This is a genomic window from Buttiauxella sp. S19-1 (assembly GCF_022134725.1).
Taxonomy (GTDB): Bacteria; Pseudomonadota; Gammaproteobacteria; order Enterobacterales; family Enterobacteriaceae; genus Buttiauxella; species Buttiauxella ferragutiae.
Genome location: NZ_JAHWLU010000109.1, coordinates 1 through 16,588 on the forward strand (window position 1 = coordinate 1; position 16,588 = coordinate 16,588).

Here is a 16,588-nt window from a genome sequence, read left to right on the forward strand (position 1 = left end):
CCCAAAACTTTGCCGTCATCAGCCGTTTATCTCATGGACAGACAACGTCACCTGGCGACAAGATGACGCTCAGTTTGTTGCCTGGCAGCAAGGCAGAACCGGTTTTCCAATTGTCGATGCGGCGATGCGGCAGTTGAGCTCCACGGGCTGGATGCACAACCGCTTACGAATGGTGGTGGCCAGTTTTCTGGTCAAAGATTTATTGGTCGACTGGCGGCAGGGTGAACGCTACTTTATGTCACAACTGATTGATGGCGATCTGGCCGCAAACAACGGTGGCTGGCAGTGGGCTGCCTCGACGGGGACTGATGCCGCACCCTATTTTCGTATCTTTAACCCGACCACCCAAGGCGAGCGATTCGATGGGAAAGGTGAATTTATCCGCCAGTGGTTGCCAGAACTGAGTAGGGTGCCTGATAAACACATTCATACCCCATGGGTTTGGGCCGAGAAGCAGTCACTGACGCTGGACTATCCCCGTCCCATTGTTGACCATAAACAAGCACGTATAACGACACTCGCGGCTTATGAAGCGGCGCGTAAATCTTGAGAGAAAGAAAATGAAAAATAGCGAACTGGAACGCCTGATTAACGAGAAACTCAACAGCGCCGCAATCAGCGACTATGCGCCAAATGGTTTGCAGGTTGAAGGGCGCGAAGAAGTGCGCAAAATTATCACTGGCGTGACGGCAAGTCAGGCCTTGATAGATGAAGCGATACGCCAGCAAGCGGATGCGGTGATTGTTCACCACGGTTACTTCTGGAAAGGCGAGTCACCGGTAATTCGTGGCATGAAGCGCAATCGCCTGAAAGCGTTGCTGAGTCACGACATCAATCTCTACGGCTGGCATTTGCCGCTCGATGCTCATCCACAGCTTGGCAACAACGCGCAACTCGGGGCGCTGCTGGGGATTGAAACCAAAGGTGAGGTTGAGCCGCTGGTGCCGTGGGGTGAGTTTCCGACGCCGCTTTCCGGTGTCGAACTGGCATCATGGATTGAGATGCGCCTTGGGCGTACACCGCTGTGGAGCGGTGATACCGGTCCTGAGCAAATTCGCCGTGTCGCCTGGTGTACTGGTGGTGGGCAAAGCTTTATCGATAGTGCGGCTCGTTTCGGTGTTGATGCGTTTATCACTGGCGAAGTGTCCGAACAAACGATCCATTCGGCACGCGAACAAGGGCTGCATTTCTATGCGGCCGGGCATCACGCCACTGAACGCGGCGGCATTCAGGCACTGAGTGACTGGCTGAATAGCGAAACAGATTTGGACGTAACCTTTATCGATATCCCTAATCCGGCATAGCGCCAAACCAAGGAGCAAAAGTGCAAAGAGCACGGTGTTATCTGTTAGGCGAAAGCGCAGTGGTTCTTGAGCTGGAACCCCCTTTATCGCTAGAAAGTCAGCAACGCATCTGGGGATTAACTCAACGACTATTGGAATCACCAGCGGTTTCGGAAGTGATTCCTGGGATGAACAACATCACTGTGGTTCTGCGTGAACCACAAAGCCTGGCACTGGATGGCATTGAGCGGATTCAGCGCTGGTGGGAAGAGAGTGAGGCGATGGTACCGGAATCCAGGCGCATTGAGATCCCGGTGATTTATGGCGGCAGTTTCGGCCCCGATCTCGACGAAGTGGCCGGGCATTGTGGATTATCGCCGCGTCAGGTTGTGGAGTTGCACTCCTCGGTTGACTACATCGTCTACTTCCTTGGCTTCCAGCCTGGTTTCGCCTATCTCGGCGGTCTGGCACAAAAGCTTGAGACTCCGCGTCGTGCTGAACCGCGTTTGATGGTTCCTGCCGGTTCGGTGGGGATTGGTGGCAGCCAGACAGGGATTTATCCGCTCGCGACACCGGGTGGATGGCAGCTTATCGGCCAGACCCCGGTGCAGTTATTCAATCCGACAGCTGAAATGCCAACGTTGTTAACGCCGGGTGATACCGTACGCTTCGTGCCTCAAAAGGAGGGTGTGTGCTGAAAATAATTCGTGCAGGAATGCACATGTCGGTGCAGGACACCGGACGTTATGGTTATCGGCAATTGGGCGTGAGCCGTTGTGGTGCGTTGGATGCACCGGCACTGCAAATGGCGAATTTACTGGTGGGTAATGCACCAGAAAGTGCGGCGCTAGAAATCACCCTGGGCAATTGTGTCATTGAGTTCACTCAGGATGGTTGGTTTGCCTTAACCGGGGCGGGCTGTCACGCAGAGCTGGACGGTCATGCCGTGTGGACAGGCTGGCGCCTGGCAGTGAAAGCAGGCCAACAACTGCGCCTGAAAGCACCGGAACGTGGGATGCGAAGCTATCTTGCTGTGGCGGGCGGGTTAGATATTCCTGAAGTGCTGGGTTCTTACAGCACCGATTTGAAAGCACAGGTTGGCGGTCTGGAAGGGCGGTTAATTAAAGATGGCGATGAAATCCCACAGCTGCCTGCAACGCGGCATTTCCGCGAAGCGCGTGGGGTGAAGCAACTGCTGTGGGGAAACCGCATACGCGCACTGGAAGGGCCGGAATATCAAGAGTTTACGCAAACCTCGCAGGATGCGTTCTGGCGTTTACCGTGGCAGCTAAGCCCGCAAAGTAACCGGATGGGTTATCGCTTGCAGGGGCAGCGTCTGGAGCGCACCACCGACCGCGAATTGCTGTCACACGGGCTGTTGCCGGGAGTGGTTCAAGTCCCCCATAACGGTCAGCCCATCGTATTGATGAATGATGCGCAGACCACAGGTGGCTATCCAAGGATTGCCTGCGTTATCGAAGCGGATATGTTTAATCTGGCACAATTACGGCTTGGTGAACCGATCCATTTTGTGCACTGCACTCTGGAAGAGGCGCTCAAAGCACGACGCGAACAGCAAATCTATCTTGAACAGTTGGCCTGGCGGCTGAATAACGAAGACTGATTATTAAGGATGATGTGATGCCAGAAGGCCCAGAAATCCGGCGCGCAGCAGATAAACTCGAGGACGCCGTTTTAGGCAAACCGTTAACGGGTGCCTGGTTTGCGTTTCCGGAACTGAAGGCGTTTGAAACTGAGTTGGTTGGTCAAAAAGTCGCGCGGATAGAAACGCGCGGCAAAGCTTTATTGACACACTTTTCCAGTGGCTTAACCCTGTACAGCCACAATCAGCTTTATGGGGTATGGCGCGTGGTTAATGCCGGTGAAATGCCGCAAACCACACGAATCTTACGCGTGAAATTACAGACTGCGGATAAAGCCATTCTGCTCTACAGCGCGTCAGATATCGAAATGCTCGATGCAAATCAGCTATCGAACCATCCTTTCTTGCTGCGTGTGGGGCTGGATGTGCTTGATATGACGCTGACGCCACAGCAGGTAAAAGATCGTTTATTGTCGGCACGCTTTCGTAAGCGGCAGTTTAGTGGTCTTCTGTTGGACCAGGCTTTTCTGGCGGGTTTGGGAAACTACCTGCGGGTTGAAATTCTCTGGGCCGTCGGGTTACTGGCACATCACAAAGCACAGGATTTAACCCCTGAACAACTCGAAAAACTGTCTTACGCGCTGCTGGATATTCCACGGTTTTCATACAACACGCGTGGCACTGTGGATGAAAACAAACACCATGGGGCGATTTTCAGCTTCAAGGTTTTTCATCGGGCAGGGGAGAAATGCGGGCGCTGCGGTGGGGTAATCGAGAAAACGATGCTCTCTTCGAGGCCGTTTTATTGGTGCCCTGGCTGCCAGCATTAGAGAATCCTGAAGATTGCGTTTATTTCATAGGGCGGAAATCGAGTATATTGAGATGCAGATCACAAAAAAGTCTTAAAGGAAGATGTTGCACTATGAGTTATCGTTTCGCCATTGCTGCCGTGGCAGCCGTTTTAGCCCTGACAGGGTGTGCAAAATCGAAAAGCACCGACCCGGCGCCAGCATTTGATTTCGGTTCGTCGCGGGTGACCGTGACGCATATCCCGACAAAAACCGACGATGGCACCGCTATACACGTGACCATTGATAACAAGGATGCCGGTGTGCTGGGGACGGGTGAGAGCCTTGAGGTACAACTTCCAGAGGGCAAACACAAAGTCGGCGGCTATGCTCGTACGCTGATTGGCCGTGTGACCATAGCACCTGTCGAAGTGTCGTCATCGCGCGATGTTATCAGCCATGTGACCTATTCTGTTACGAACGGCAAACCGATATTTATCGTCCGTGCCGCAACCCCGGTTCCGCAACCGAAGTCAGAATCGATTCCCGCAGAACCCGTTCCGGTTATGCCGCAGCAAATTGAAGCCCCAGTCACTGCCGAACCGGCGCAAGCTGAAGCACCTGCTGCGCCAGTAGTAACGCCGGAAACGCCGCAGGTATAATGCAGGCCAATTCCCCGCTCCGAAAAGACAAAGCCCATGTAAAACATGGGGATGCCAGCAGTTTTAAGCATAAAAAAACGCGCCGATTGGCGCGTTTTTGTTTCCAGCATCGAACTTATTTTTTCAAATCAGATTCGAAATCACGCTGCGCGTAGCCAGTATACAACTGACGTGGGCGGGCAATTTTAATGCCGTCATCATGCATTTCGTTCCAGTGAGCAATCCAGCCAACGGTACGCGCCATCGCGAAGATAACGGTAAACATGGACGATGGAATACCCATTGCTTTCAAGATAATGCCTGAGTAGAAGTCCACGTTCGGGTAGAGTTTCTTCTCGATGAAGTACGGGTCGTTAAGCGCGATATGCTCAAGCTCCATCGCCACTTCCAGCAGGCTGTTATCTTTCAGATTCAGCTCTTTGAGAACTTCATGGCAGGTCTCACGCATTACAGTGGCACGCGGGTCGTAGTTTTTGTACACGCGGTGACCAAAGCCCATCAGGCGGAAAGAGTCATTTTTGTCTTTCGCGCGACGGATGAATTCTGGAATGTGCTCAACGCTGCTGATTTCTTCGAGCATTTTCAGTGCAGCTTCGTTAGCACCACCGTGTGCTGGCCCCCACAGGGATGCGATACCGGCAGCAATACAGGCGAACGGGTTAGCGCCAGAAGAGCCTGCGGTACGGACGGTAGAAGTAGAGGCGTTTTGCTCGTGGTCGGCGTGCAGGATCAGAATACGGTCCATTGCGCGCTCAAGAATCGGGTTAACTTCGTATTTCTCGCACGGCGTGGAGAACATCATGTTCAGGAAGTTACCGGAGTAGGACAGGTCGTTACGTGGATAAACGAACGGCTGGCCAATAGAATATTTGTAACACATTGCTGCCATCGTTGGCATTTTGGACAGCAGACGGAACGCGGCTATCTCACGGTGGCGTGGGTTATTCACGTCCATGGAGTCATGGTAAAACGCAGCCAGCGCGCCGGTTACACCACACATTACCGCCATCGGATGGGAGTCACGACGGAAACCGTGGAACAAACGGGTGATTTGTTCGTGGATCATGGTGTGACGGGTAACGGTAGTTTTGAATTCTTCGTATTGTTCCTGAGTCGGTTTTTCGCCGTTCAGCAGGATATAGCAGACTTCCAGATAATTGGAGTGGGTTGCCAACTGATCGATTGGGAAACCACGGTGCAACAAGATGCCTTCATCACCGTCGATAAAGGTGATTTTTGACTCACATGAAGCCGTAGAGGTGAAACCCGGGTCAAAAGTAAACACACCTTTAGAACCAAGACTACGAATATCAATTACATCCTGGCCGAGTGTGCCTTTTAGCACATTCAGTTCCAGAGCATCATCACCGTTGTAGGTGAGAGTTGCTTTCTTATCAGCCATTACGGTCTCCTTAGCGCCTCATTTTATCAGACTGCGGGATACCTGATTTGCGTTCAAACACATCGTGTTCGTTACCCGTTTTTTGTTCGCTCGTGGCTCTGTTTTGATTGTGTACTGCCAGGGTACAGAGCGATGGGCGCTTGCAGGTAACATATGCCACGCAGGCGAAAAATCAGCAAATCAAGGTGTTAGCAGTCCATATCATTCAAACCTGTATACCACTAATAACCGTCCTAATTGACTGGGTCAAGACTGACACACTGTTACATAACTTATTATCAGGTGAAAGGCTGACCCTATAACTTTTACGAATTATACGGCTTTTCTGGCTCCGTTTGTAACAATAATGTTTAACTTTTGTCAAATCAGATGATTAAAATTTAAAATAATGTTGTTATCGTGATCCTGCTCACTGTTCCGACTAAAACCCTTCAAACTATATGTAGGTTAATTGTAATGAATTTGTGAAGCGCCTATACTGCCGCCAGGTCTCCGGAATACCCTGCCACCGGGAGCCACCCAGCGTTGTAGCCAGTTTTTTGGCATCTGGATGTAGCTGTTTTTGCATGACGCACAGTTATAGAAAGTTCACGCTGTCTGACCCCGCCTGCAGACCCGGAGGAAGGAAACAATAAGAACAGCATGTGGGCGCTATTCATGATAAAAAATGCGAAAAAAGAAAGACCTGTAAACCTCGATCTCACTACAATGAGGTTCCCCGTCACTGCAATCGCTTCCATCCTCCATCGTGTATCCGGCGTGATCACCTTTGTGGCTGTAGGCATCCTACTGTGGTTGTTAGGCCAGTCACTCTCGTCTCCAGAAGGCTTCCTTGTTGCGTCAGCAATAATGGGCAGCTTCTTTGTTAAATTCATTATGTGGGGCATCCTCACAGCACTGGCTTATCACGTTGTTGTGGGTATTCGCCACATCATGATGGACACCGGTTTGCTGGAAGAAACCCTGATAGCGGGCAAACGATCCGCGATGATTTCCTTTGTTATTACTGTCGTGCTTTCACTTCTCGCAGGAGTCCTCGTATGGTAAGCAATGCCTCCGCATTGGGTCGCAATGGTGTGCATGACTATATTCTGGTTCGTGCATCCGCCATCGTAATCACCCTGTACATCATTTATATGATTGGGTTCTTCGCCACCGCTGGCGATTTAACCTACGAGGTCTGGAGTGGCTTCTTCGGCTCCGCCTTCACCAAAGTGTTCACCCTGCTGACATTGTTCTCGATTTTGATCCATGCCTGGATTGGCATGTGGCAGGTGTTGACCGACTACGTTAAACCAGTGGCGATTCGCCTTGGGCTGCAACTGCTGATTGTTGTTGCACTGTTGGTTTACGTCATTTATGGATTCGTTGTGGTGTGGGGTGTGTAATGAAGTTACCGGTCAGAGAGTTTGATGCAGTTGTTGTCGGTGCGGGTGGTGCAGGTATGCGCGCCGCATTGCAAATCTCCCAGTCAGGCCAGACTTGCGCCTTACTGTCCAAAGTTTTCCCAACCCGTTCCCATACCGTGTCTGCGCAGGGTGGTATTACCGTAGCACTAGGTAATACCCACGAAGACAACTGGGAATGGCATATGTATGACACGGTAAAAGGTTCCGATTACATCGGTGACCAGGACGCCATTGAATATATGTGCAAAACCGGTCCGGAAGCGATTCTGGAACTGGAGCACATGGGTCTGCCGTTCTCCCGTCTTGATGATGGCACTATTTACCAGCGTCCGTTTGGTGGCCAGTCGAAAAACTTCGGCGGCGAGCAAGCGGCACGTACAGCGGCTGCGGCTGACCGTACCGGTCACGCACTGTTGCACACGCTGTATCAACAAAACCTGAAAAACAAAACCACGATCTTCTCCGAATGGTATGCGCTTGATCTGGTGAAAAACGCCGATGGCGCTGTGGTCGGTACTACCGCGCTGTGTATCGAAACCGGCGAAGTGGTGTACTTCAAAGCGAAAGCGACCATTCTGGCAACCGGTGGTGCGGGCCGTATTTATCAGTCCACCACTAACGCGCACATTAATACCGGTGACGGTGTTGGCATGGCGCTGCGTGCAGGCGTGCCAGTACAAGATATGGAAATGTGGCAGTTCCACCCAACCGGCATTGCTGGCGCAGGTGTACTGGTCACAGAAGGTTGCCGTGGTGAAGGCGGTTATCTGCTGAACAAACACGGCGAGCGTTTCATGGAGCGTTATGCGCCAAACGCCAAAGACCTGGCGGGCCGTGACGTTGTTGCGCGTTCCATCATGATTGAAATCCGTGAAGGTCGCGGTTGCGATGGCCCATGGGGTCCACACGCTAAACTGAAACTCGACCACCTGGGTAAAGAAGTTCTGGAATCTCGTCTGCCGGGTATCCTTGAGCTTTCGCGTACCTTTGCACACGTTGACCCGGTTAAAGAACCGATTCCGGTTATCCCAACTTGCCACTACATGATGGGCGGCGTTCCAACCAAAGTGACTGGTCAGGCACTGACGGTGAACGAGCAGGGCGAAGACGTCGTCATTCCGGGCCTGTTTGCGGTAGGTGAAATTGCCTGCGTATCGGTTCACGGTGCTAACCGTCTGGGCGGTAACTCGCTGCTGGATCTGGTGGTGTTTGGTCGTGCAGCTGGTCTGCATCTGCTGGAGTGTATCGCTGAGCAAGGCGAACTGCGTGATGCCAGCGAAGACGAAATTAATGTCGCTCTGGAACGCCTGAACCGCTGGAACAACAACCGTGACGGTGAAGATCCCGTGCAAATCCGCAAAGCGCTTCAGGAATGTATGCAGCATAACTTCTCGGTATTCCGTGAAGGTGATGCGATGGCGAAAGGCCTTGAGCAACTGAAACTCATCCGCGAACGCCTGAAAAATGCCCGTCTGGATGACACTTCAAGCGAGTTCAACACCCAGCGTGTTGAGTGCCTGGAGCTGGATAACCTGATGGAAACCGCTTTTGCTACCGCTGTTTCCGCTAACTTCCGCACCGAAAGCCGTGGCGCACATAGCCGCTTCGACTATCCGGACCGTGACGATGCGAACTGGCTGTGCCACAGCTTGTATTTGCCTGAGTCGGAAAGCATGACGCGCCGTGAGGTCAACATGCAACCGAAACTGCGTCCGGCATTCCCGCCGAAAGTGCGTACTTATTAATAGCGGAGCAAAGTGATGAAACTCGAATTCTCTATTTATCGCTACAACCCGGATGTTGACGATGCTCCGCGTATGCAGGAGTACACCCTGGAAGGGGAAGAAGGGCGCGACATGATGTTGCTTGACGCGCTGATGCAGTTGAAAGAAAAAGATCCGTCGTTGTCGTTTCGTCGTTCATGCCGTGAAGGGGTTTGTGGCTCCGATGGTGTGAACATGAATGGCAAAAATGGTCTGGCCTGTATCACCCCAATCTCCGCATTAGGTAATGGAAAGCAAAAGATTGTGATCCGGCCACTACCTGGATTGCCAGTTGTGAGAGATCTGGTGGTGGACATGGGACAATTCTATGCTCAATATGAGAAGATTAAGCCTTACCTGTTGAATAATGGACAAAATCCACCTGCTCGTGAGCATTTACAGTCACCTGAGCAGCGTGAAAAACTGGACGGCCTGTACGAGTGTATTCTTTGCGCATGTTGCTCGACTTCCTGTCCGTCCTTCTGGTGGAACCCAGATAAGTTCATCGGGCCTGCAGGTTTACTGGCGGCATATCGTTTCCTGATCGATAGCCGTGATACTGAAACCGCCAGTCGTCTTGACGGTATCAGTGATGCTTTCAGCGTATTCCGCTGTCATGGCATCATGAACTGCGTCAGTGTTTGTCCTAAGGGGCTGAACCCGACGAAAGCCATCGGCCACATTAAGTCGATGTTGCTGCAAAGAAGCGCATGATAGTCCCCTCTCCTGGGGGAGAGGGTTAGGGTGAGGGCAATCGATGCTGAACACAGCCTTCACCCCGACCCTCTCCCTGAGGGAGAGGGAGTAATAAAAATGCAGGAAATCTTTAAAAACTGCCCTGTTGCGACAGTTTTTAAAGGTTCCTTCGCGAGCTGCCTGACAAGTTAATGGCTCGTTGTTGTGAACCCCGGTAATGCGTACAACTTCTGTATTCTGTACGTAATAGTTATTCACGGCGAAATAAGCATATAAATGCTTAAGGGATCACGATGCAGAACGGCGAAATGAAAGCCTGGCTGGATTCCTCTTACCTGGCAGGTGCAAACCAGTCCTGGATAGAGCAGCTCTATGAAGACTTCTTAACCGATCCTGACTCTGTTGATGCGCACTGGCGCTCAATGTTCCAGCAATTACCTGGAACCGGGGCCAGACCGGATCAATTCCATTCCAAAACACGTGATTATTTCCGTCGTCTGGCGAAGGATGCCTCACGTTATTCCACCGCAATTACCGACCCTGACACTGACGTTAAGCAAGTCAAAGTGTTGCAGCTGATCAACGCCTGGCGTTTCCGCGGGCATCAAGCTGCAAATCTTGACCCGCTTGGCCTGTGGAAGCAGGACGCGGTTCCCGATCTGGACCCAGCCTTCCATAATCTGACTGATGCTGATCTTCAGGAAACCTTCAACGTGGGTTCTTTTGCCAGCGGCAAAGAAACCATGAAGCTGGCTGACCTGATTGATGCGCTCGAACAGACTTACGGCGGTTCAATCGGTGCGGAATATATGCACATCACCAGCACCGAAGAGAAACGCTGGATTCAGCAGCGTATTGAATCGGTTGTCGGTCACTCAACATTTACTGTTGAAGAGAAAAAACGCTTCCTGAGCGAACTGACCGCAGCAGAAGGCCTTGAGCGTTACCTGGGCGCGAAATTCCCAGGAGCTAAACGCTTCTCGCTGGAAGGCGGTGACGCACTGGTGCCAATGCTCAAAGAGATGATCCGCCATGCGGGTAAGAGCGGCACACGTGAAGTGGTTCTGGGCATGGCACACCGTGGCCGCCTGAACGTGCTGATCAACGTGCTGGGTAAAAAACCACAGGAACTGTTCGACGAGTTCGCGGGTAAACATAAAGAGCACCTCGGCACCGGTGATGTGAAGTACCACATGGGCTTCTCATCTGACGTTGAAACCGAAGGTGGCCTGGTTCACCTGGCGCTGGCGTTTAACCCATCGCACCTTGAAATCGTCAGCCCTGTGGTTATCGGTTCGGTGCGTGCGCGTCTGGATCGTCTGGAAAAACCAGGTATTAATCAGGTTCTGCCAATCACCATTCACGGTGACGCAGCGGTAGCCGGGCAGGGCGTAGTTCAGGAAACCCTGAACATGTCCAAAGCGCGTGGTTACGAAGTGGGCGGTACTGTTCGCATCGTTATCAACAACCAGATTGGTTTCACCACGTCCAACCCGCTGGATGCGCGTTCTACACCGTACTGTACCGATATCGGTAAGATGGTGATGGCACCGATTTTCCACGTGAATGCTGATGACCCTGAAGCGGTGGCGTTTGTCACCCGTCTGGCACTGGATTTCCGTAACACCTTTAAGCGCGACGTGTTTATCGACCTGGTTTGCTACCGTCGCCATGGTCATAACGAAGCTGATGAGCCAAGTGCCACTCAGCCAGTGATGTACCAGAAAATTAAGAAACACCCGACGCCACGTAAGATTTACGCTGACCGTCTTGAGCAGCAAAAGCTGGCCACGTTAGAAGATGCTACCGAAATGGTGAATCTGTACCGTGACGCGCTGGATGCTGGTGAATGTGTGGTGAAAGAATATCGCCCAATGAACATGCATTCCTTTACCTGGTCGCCATACCTCAACCACGAGTGGGATGAGAGCTATCCGAACAAGGTAGAAATGAAGCGGTTACAGGAGCTGGCTAAGCGTATTAGCAGCGCGCCTGAAACCGTGGAAATGCAGTCACGTGTGGCGAAAATCTACAGCGATCGCATGGAAATGGCGAACGGCGCCAAGAAATTCGACTGGGGTGCAGCTGAGAATCTGGCGTATGCAACCCTGGTTGATGAAGGTGTTTCTGTGCGTCTGTCTGGCGAAGACGTTGGCCGTGGAACCTTCTTCCACCGTCACGCTGTGATTCACAACCAGACTAACGGTTCGACTTACACTCCACTGCAACACGTTCACAACAGCCAGGGCCAGTTCAAAGTTTGGGACTCCGTCCTGTCTGAAGAAGCAGTACTGGCGTTTGAATACGGTTATGCCACGGCGGAACCACGTACGCTGACTATCTGGGAAGCTCAGTTTGGCGACTTCGCTAACGGTGCTCAGGTTGTTATCGACCAGTTCATTAGTTCTGGCGAGCAGAAATGGGGCCGTATGTGTGGCCTGGTGATGTTGCTGCCGCACGGTTACGAAGGCCAGGGCCCGGAACACTCATCCGCACGTCTTGAGCGTTATCTCCAACTGTGTGCAGAGCAAAACATGCAGGTTTGCGTGCCCTCTACTCCAGCGCAGGTTTACCACATGCTGCGTCGTCAGGCGCTGCGCGGGATGCGTCGTCCTCTGGTCGTCATGTCACCGAAATCTTTACTGCGCCACCCACTGGCCGTTTCCACTATGGATGAACTGGCTAACGGCAGCTTCCTGCCAGCGATTGGCGAAGTTGACGAGCTGGACCCGGCAGGCGTGAAACGCGTAGTCATGTGTTCTGGTAAGGTTTATTACGATTTGCTGGAACAGCGTCGTAAGAATGATCAAAAAGATGTCGCAATTGTGCGCATCGAACAGTTGTATCCATTCCCGCACCAGGCGGTGCAGGAAGCATTGAAACCATTTGCTCACGTACATGATTTTGTCTGGTGCCAGGAAGAGCCGCTTAACCAGGGCGCATGGTACTGCAGCCAGCATCATTTCCGTGAAGTCGTTCCATTTGGATCAGCCCTGCGTTATGCAGGTCGCCCAGCCTCCGCATCACCTGCGGTAGGGTACTTGTCCGTTCACCAGAAACAGCAGCAAGATCTGGTTAATGACGCGCTGAACGTCGATTAATTAAAGGATAAAAAATGAGTAGCGTAGATATTCTAGTTCCTGACCTGCCTGAGTCCGTTGCCGATGCGACAGTTGCAACCTGGCATAAAAAACCGGGTGACACCGTTACCCGTGACGAAGTGCTGGTAGAAATCGAAACTGACAAAGTGGTACTGGAAGTACCGGCGTCTGCAGATGGTGTTCTGGATGCTGTACTGGAAGATGAAGGGACAACCGTAACCTCTCGTCAAATCCTCGGCCGCCTGCGTGAAGGCAACAGCTCTGGTAAAGAGACTTCTGCGAAAGCTGAAACCAAAGAGTCTACTCCGGCACAGCGCCAGCAGGCTTCTTTGGAAGAGCAGAGCAATGACGCACTCAGCCCGGCGATTCGCCGCCTGATTGCCGAGCATTCTCTGGACGCTAATGCCATTAAAGGTAGCGGTGTCGGTGGTCGTATCACCCGTGAAGATGTTGATAAACATCTGACTCAGGCGAAATCAGCTCAACCTGCTCAAGCTAAAGCGGCGGCAGAAACTAAAGCACCGGTTGCTCCACTGGCTGGCCGCAGCGAAAAACGCGTGCCGATGACTCGCCTGCGTAAGCGTGTTGCTGAGCGTCTGCTGGAAGCGAAAAACTCCACCGCCATGCTCACCACGTTTAACGAAGTGAACATGAAGCCAATCATGGAACTGCGTAAGCAGTACGGTGAATCTTTCGAAAAACGCCACGGTGTACGTCTGGGCTTCATGTCCTTCTACATCAAAGCGGTGGTTGAAGCACTGAAACGCTACCCAGAAGTTAACGCTTCTATCGATGGCGAAGACGTGGTTTACCACAACTATTTCGACGTGAGCATCGCGGTTTCCACACCGCGTGGTCTGGTAACGCCAGTACTGCGTGATGTTGATACCCTGGGTATGGCTGACATCGAAAAACGTATTAAAGAACTGGCTGTTAAAGGCCGTGACGGCAAGCTGACCGTGGAAGATTTGACCGGCGGTAACTTCACCATCACCAACGGTGGTGTGTTTGGTTCACTGATGTCTACGCCGATCATCAACCCGCCGCAGAGCGCGATCCTCGGCATGCACGCTATTAAAGACCGACCAATGGCGGTCGACGGTAAAGTTGAGATCCTGCCAATGATGTATCTGGCACTGTCTTACGATCACCGTCTGATCGATGGCCGCGAGTCTGTGGGCTACCTGGTGGCAATTAAAGAGCTGCTGGAAGACCCAACTCGTCTGCTGCTGGACGTTTAGTACCCTACGCCCGGTAGTTAAAGCTACCGGGCCTACAATTATCACCTGCCTTGTAGGTCGGATAAGCGAAGCGTCATCCGATGAGAATTGCGACAACTGACCTACATGTTTTTATGAAGGATGGATAGAACTCATGAACTTACACGAGTATCAGGCGAAACAGTTGTTTGCTCGATATGGCCTACCGGCTCCAGTCGGTTACGCCTGTAACACACCGCGTGAAGCGGAAGAAGCGGCATCCAAAATTGGTGCAGGCCCGTGGGTAGTAAAATGTCAGGTTCATGCTGGTGGCCGCGGTAAAGCGGGTGGCGTGAAAGTGGTTAACAGCAAAGAAGACATCCGTACTTTTGCTGAACACTGGCTGGGCAAACGCCTGGTGACCTATCAAACAGATGCAGGCGGCCAGCCGGTTCACCAGATTCTGGTTGAAGCTGCAACTGACATTGATAAAGAACTGTATCTTGGCGCGGTGGTTGATCGTAGTTCCCGTCGCGTAGTGTTTATGGCGTCCACCGAAGGTGGCGTTGAAATTGAGAAAGTTGCGGAAGAAACCCCGCACCTGATCCACAAAGTTGCACTGGATCCGCTGGCAGGCCCAATGCCTTACCAGGGCCGTGAACTGGCGTTCAAACTGGGTCTGGAAGGTAAACAGGTTCAGCAGTTCACCAAGATCTTTATGGGTCTGGCGAACATCTTCCTTGAGCGCGACCTGGCGCTGATCGAAATCAACCCGCTGGTTATCACCAGGCAGGGTGACCTGATTTGTCTTGATGGCAAGCTGGGTGCCGATGGCAACGCACTGTTCCGCCAGCCAGAGCTGCGTGAAATGCGTGACCCAAGCCAGGAAGATGCACGTGAATCTCAGGCTGCACAGTGGGAACTGAACTACGTTGCGCTTGATGGCAACATCGGTTGCATGGTTAACGGTGCAGGCCTGGCAATGGGCACCATGGACATCGTTAAACTGCACGGCGGCGAACCAGCTAACTTCCTGGACGTTGGCGGCGGCGCAACGAAAGAGCGCGTAACCGAAGCATTCAAAATCATTCTGTCTGACGACAAAGTGAAAGCCGTTCTGGTTAACATCTTCGGCGGTATCGTGCGTTGCGACCTGATCGCAGACGGCATCATCGGCGCGGTTGCAGAAGTGGGTGTTAACGTTCCAGTGGTAGTACGTCTGGAAGGTAACAATGCGGAACTGGGTGCGAAGAAACTGGCAGATAGTGGCCTGAATATTATTGCAGCGAAAAGTCTGACGGATGCAGCACAGCAGGTTGTTGCTGCCGTGGAGGGGAAATAATGTCCATTTTGATCGATAAAAACACCAAGGTGATTTGCCAGGGTTTCACCGGCAGCCAGGGGACTTTCCACTCCGAGCAGGCGATTGCATACGGTACGCAAATGGTTGGCGGTGTAACGCCAGGTAAAGGCGGCACCGAGCATCTGGGTCTGCCAGTATTTAACACCGTACGCGAAGCAGTAGAAGCTACTGGTGCAACTGCAACGGTAATCTACGTTCCAGCTCCGTTCTGCAAAGACTCCATTCTGGAAGCTATCGATGCAGGCATTAAGCTGATTATCACCATCACCGAAGGCATCCCGACGCTGGATATGCTGACTGTGAAAGTGAAACTGGACGAAGCAGGCGTGCGCATGATTGGGCCAAACTGCCCAGGCGTTATCACCCCAGGCGAGTGCAAAATCGGTATCATGCCAGGTCACATCCATCTGCCAGGCAAAGTGGGCATCGTTTCCCGCTCTGGTACGCTGACTTATGAAGCGGTTAAACAGACTACCGATATCGGTCTGGGCCAGTCCACTTGTGTGGGCATCGGCGGTGACCCAATCCCTGGATCTAACTTCATCGATATCCTGAAGATGTTCGAGGAAGATCCGAAAACTGAAGCTATCGTGATGATCGGTGAGATCGGTGGTAGTGCCGAAGAAGAAGCTGCTGCTTACATCAAAGAGCATGTCACCAAGCCAGTTGTTGGTTACATCGCAGGTGTGACTGCGCCGAAAGGCAAGCGTATGGGTCACGCGGGGGCAATCATTGCAGGTGGTAAAGGTACCGCGGATGAGAAATTCGCAGCACTGGAAGCCGCTGGCGTGAAAACCGTTCGCAGCCTGGCTGACATCGGCGACGCACTGAAAGCTATTTTGCCTCAGTAAGTAAAAGAAATAAGAGTAAATCCCCTAAGCAGTTGAAGCTGTAGTTTCAAATGGGAAGGGGATAATGTTCGACATGGTTGGCCGCTCTATTGAGTGGCCTTTTTTATGATTGGCATATTTCGTTCGTATGAACGAGTCATTAAAACTCGGTCCTGATCCCAATTCCAGCGCGGCTGTTGCCGTCATGTCACCCATCCGTGCCGCGGGTTTACCGGTCATATACAAATCCTTCTGTTTACATGAACTGAAAATTGATTGGCTTCAGGCGCTTGCCTGCGGACGACATCAACGCCGTAGCGGGCAAAGAATAAACACCGTGAACAGGGGGAGAAGAACAATCTGTCTGGTTTTTTATTATGTGAAAGACATCAACTTTTTAGGTTGAAAATCAGAGGGCGTGTAAATATATATTCTATATATCAATTAATTAATTGATTTCATGGATAGGTGTGATGAAGGGATTCGTGT

General features: G+C 52.0%; 17 protein-coding genes. 14 read left to right on the forward strand and 3 right to left on the reverse strand.

Annotation, left to right across the window (positions count from 1 at the left end):
• From MES37_RS19375 to MES37_RS19400, 6 genes are all read left to right on the forward strand, one after another.
• Positions 1–550: FAD-binding domain-containing protein (locus tag MES37_RS19375; RefSeq protein WP_273694805.1), on the forward strand; the 550-nt coding region annotated here is incomplete at its 5' end.
• A gap of 10 nt (positions 551–560) precedes the next feature.
• Positions 561–1,304: a type 2 GTP cyclohydrolase I gene (locus MES37_RS19380; protein ID WP_064544840.1), complete on the forward strand. Its 744-nt coding sequence runs from the start codon at positions 561–563 to the stop codon at positions 1,302–1,304.
• A 20-nt stretch (positions 1,305–1,324) separates the two neighbouring features.
• Positions 1,325–1,981: a 5-oxoprolinase subunit PxpB gene (pxpB, locus tag MES37_RS19385; RefSeq protein ID WP_237932413.1), complete on the forward strand. Its 657-nt coding sequence runs from the start codon at positions 1,325–1,327 to the stop codon at positions 1,979–1,981.
• Positions 1,975–2,907: a 5-oxoprolinase subunit PxpC gene (pxpC, locus tag MES37_RS19390; RefSeq protein WP_237932415.1), complete on the forward strand. Its 933-nt coding sequence runs from the start codon at positions 1,975–1,977 to the stop codon at positions 2,905–2,907. Before pxpB ends, pxpC begins: the two co-directional genes overlap by 7 nt.
• Before the next feature lie 17 nt (positions 2,908–2,924).
• Positions 2,925–3,716, forward strand: a complete 792-nt coding sequence (gene nei / locus MES37_RS19395) for an endonuclease VIII (RefSeq protein WP_237932417.1) — start codon at positions 2,925–2,927, stop codon at positions 3,714–3,716.
• A 92-nt stretch (positions 3,717–3,808) separates the two neighbouring features.
• The gene (locus MES37_RS19400; RefSeq protein WP_237932419.1) at positions 3,809–4,336 is read left to right on the forward strand and encodes a hypothetical protein; all 528 of its coding nucleotides are present in this window, start codon (positions 3,809–3,811) and stop codon (positions 4,334–4,336) included.
• 115 nt (positions 4,337–4,451) lie between these two features.
• Here MES37_RS19400 and MES37_RS19405 read toward each other — a convergent pair whose 3' ends face one another.
• Together MES37_RS19405 and MES37_RS24980 are read right to left on the reverse strand one after the other, a co-directional pair.
• Positions 4,452–5,738, reverse strand: coding sequence for a citrate synthase (locus MES37_RS19405; RefSeq protein ID WP_064544847.1), 1,287 nt, complete (start codon positions 5,736–5,738; stop codon positions 4,452–4,454).
• A gap of 205 nt (positions 5,739–5,943) precedes the next feature.
• Positions 5,944–6,102: a hypothetical protein gene (locus tag MES37_RS24980; RefSeq protein ID WP_422387208.1), complete on the reverse strand. Its 159-nt coding sequence runs from the start codon at positions 6,100–6,102 to the stop codon at positions 5,944–5,946.
• A 278-nt stretch (positions 6,103–6,380) separates the two neighbouring features.
• Here MES37_RS24980 and sdhC point away from each other — a divergent pair, with 278 nt between their 5' ends.
• From sdhC to sucD, 8 genes are all read left to right on the forward strand, one after another.
• Positions 6,381–6,785, forward strand: coding sequence for a succinate dehydrogenase cytochrome b556 subunit (gene sdhC / locus MES37_RS19410; protein ID WP_064544849.1), 405 nt, complete (start codon positions 6,381–6,383; stop codon positions 6,783–6,785).
• Positions 6,779–7,126, forward strand: coding sequence for a succinate dehydrogenase membrane anchor subunit (gene sdhD, locus MES37_RS19415; protein WP_064544851.1), 348 nt, complete (start codon positions 6,779–6,781; stop codon positions 7,124–7,126). The genes sdhC and sdhD overlap by 7 nt, the downstream gene beginning before the upstream one ends.
• On the forward strand, positions 7,126–8,892 hold the full coding sequence (sdhA, locus tag MES37_RS19420) for a succinate dehydrogenase flavoprotein subunit (RefSeq protein ID WP_121815192.1): 1,767 nt from the start codon (positions 7,126–7,128) through the stop codon (positions 8,890–8,892). The genes sdhD and sdhA overlap by 1 nt, the downstream gene beginning before the upstream one ends.
• Before the next feature lie 15 nt (positions 8,893–8,907).
• On the forward strand, positions 8,908–9,624 hold the full coding sequence (locus MES37_RS19425; protein ID WP_121815193.1) for a succinate dehydrogenase iron-sulfur subunit: 717 nt from the start codon (positions 8,908–8,910) through the stop codon (positions 9,622–9,624).
• A gap of 275 nt (positions 9,625–9,899) precedes the next feature.
• Positions 9,900–12,707 (forward strand): 2-oxoglutarate dehydrogenase E1 component, encoded by a 2,808-nt coding sequence (gene sucA, locus MES37_RS19430; protein WP_064544857.1) that lies wholly within the window; start codon positions 9,900–9,902, stop codon positions 12,705–12,707.
• Positions 12,708–12,721: 14 nt separating this feature from the next.
• Positions 12,722–13,948 (forward strand): 2-oxoglutarate dehydrogenase complex dihydrolipoyllysine-residue succinyltransferase, encoded by a 1,227-nt coding sequence (gene odhB, locus MES37_RS19435; protein ID WP_064544859.1) that lies wholly within the window; start codon positions 12,722–12,724, stop codon positions 13,946–13,948.
• 133 nt (positions 13,949–14,081) lie between these two features.
• The gene (gene sucC / locus MES37_RS19440; RefSeq protein WP_064544861.1) at positions 14,082–15,248 is read left to right on the forward strand and encodes an ADP-forming succinate--CoA ligase subunit beta; all 1,167 of its coding nucleotides are present in this window, start codon (positions 14,082–14,084) and stop codon (positions 15,246–15,248) included.
• A complete protein-coding gene (gene sucD, locus MES37_RS19445; RefSeq protein WP_064544863.1) occupies positions 15,248–16,120 on the forward strand; it encodes a succinate--CoA ligase subunit alpha in 873 nt (290 codons plus the stop codon). The genes sucC and sucD overlap by 1 nt, the downstream gene beginning before the upstream one ends.
• A gap of 24 nt (positions 16,121–16,144) precedes the next feature.
• Here the strand turns inward: sucD and MES37_RS19450 are convergent, their stop codons facing one another.
• Positions 16,145–16,339 (reverse strand): hypothetical protein, encoded by a 195-nt coding sequence (locus tag MES37_RS19450; RefSeq protein WP_133521951.1) that lies wholly within the window; start codon positions 16,337–16,339, stop codon positions 16,145–16,147.
• Between the last annotated feature and the right edge of the window lie 249 nt (positions 16,340–16,588).

What these genes read in the sequence shown, in the direction of transcription:
- MES37_RS19380 (WP_064544840.1), top strand. Translation starts at nt 561, where the DNA reads ATGAAAAATAGCGAACTGGAACGCCTGATTAACGAGAAACTCAACAGC.
- nei (WP_237932417.1), top strand. Translation starts at nt 2,925, where the DNA reads ATGCCAGAAGGCCCAGAAATCCGGCGCGCAGCAGATAAACTCGAGGAC.
- MES37_RS19400 (WP_237932419.1), top strand. Translation starts at nt 3,809, where the DNA reads ATGAGTTATCGTTTCGCCATTGCTGCCGTGGCAGCCGTTTTAGCCCTG.
- MES37_RS19405 (WP_064544847.1), bottom strand. Translation starts at nt 5,738, where the DNA reads ATGGCTGATAAGAAAGCAACTCTCACCTACAACGGTGATGATGCTCTG.
- sdhC (WP_064544849.1), top strand. Translation starts at nt 6,381, where the DNA reads ATGTGGGCGCTATTCATGATAAAAAATGCGAAAAAAGAAAGACCTGTA.
- sdhD (WP_064544851.1), top strand. Translation starts at nt 6,779, where the DNA reads ATGGTAAGCAATGCCTCCGCATTGGGTCGCAATGGTGTGCATGACTAT.
- sdhA (WP_121815192.1), top strand. Translation starts at nt 7,126, where the DNA reads ATGAAGTTACCGGTCAGAGAGTTTGATGCAGTTGTTGTCGGTGCGGGT.
- MES37_RS19425 (WP_121815193.1), top strand. Translation starts at nt 8,908, where the DNA reads ATGAAACTCGAATTCTCTATTTATCGCTACAACCCGGATGTTGACGAT.
- sucA (WP_064544857.1), top strand. Translation starts at nt 9,900, where the DNA reads ATGCAGAACGGCGAAATGAAAGCCTGGCTGGATTCCTCTTACCTGGCA.
- odhB (WP_064544859.1), top strand. Translation starts at nt 12,722, where the DNA reads ATGAGTAGCGTAGATATTCTAGTTCCTGACCTGCCTGAGTCCGTTGCC.
- sucC (WP_064544861.1), top strand. Translation starts at nt 14,082, where the DNA reads ATGAACTTACACGAGTATCAGGCGAAACAGTTGTTTGCTCGATATGGC.
- sucD (WP_064544863.1), top strand. Translation starts at nt 15,248, where the DNA reads ATGTCCATTTTGATCGATAAAAACACCAAGGTGATTTGCCAGGGTTTC.
- MES37_RS19450 (WP_133521951.1), bottom strand. Translation starts at nt 16,339, where the DNA reads ATGACCGGTAAACCCGCGGCACGGATGGGTGACATGACGGCAACAGCC.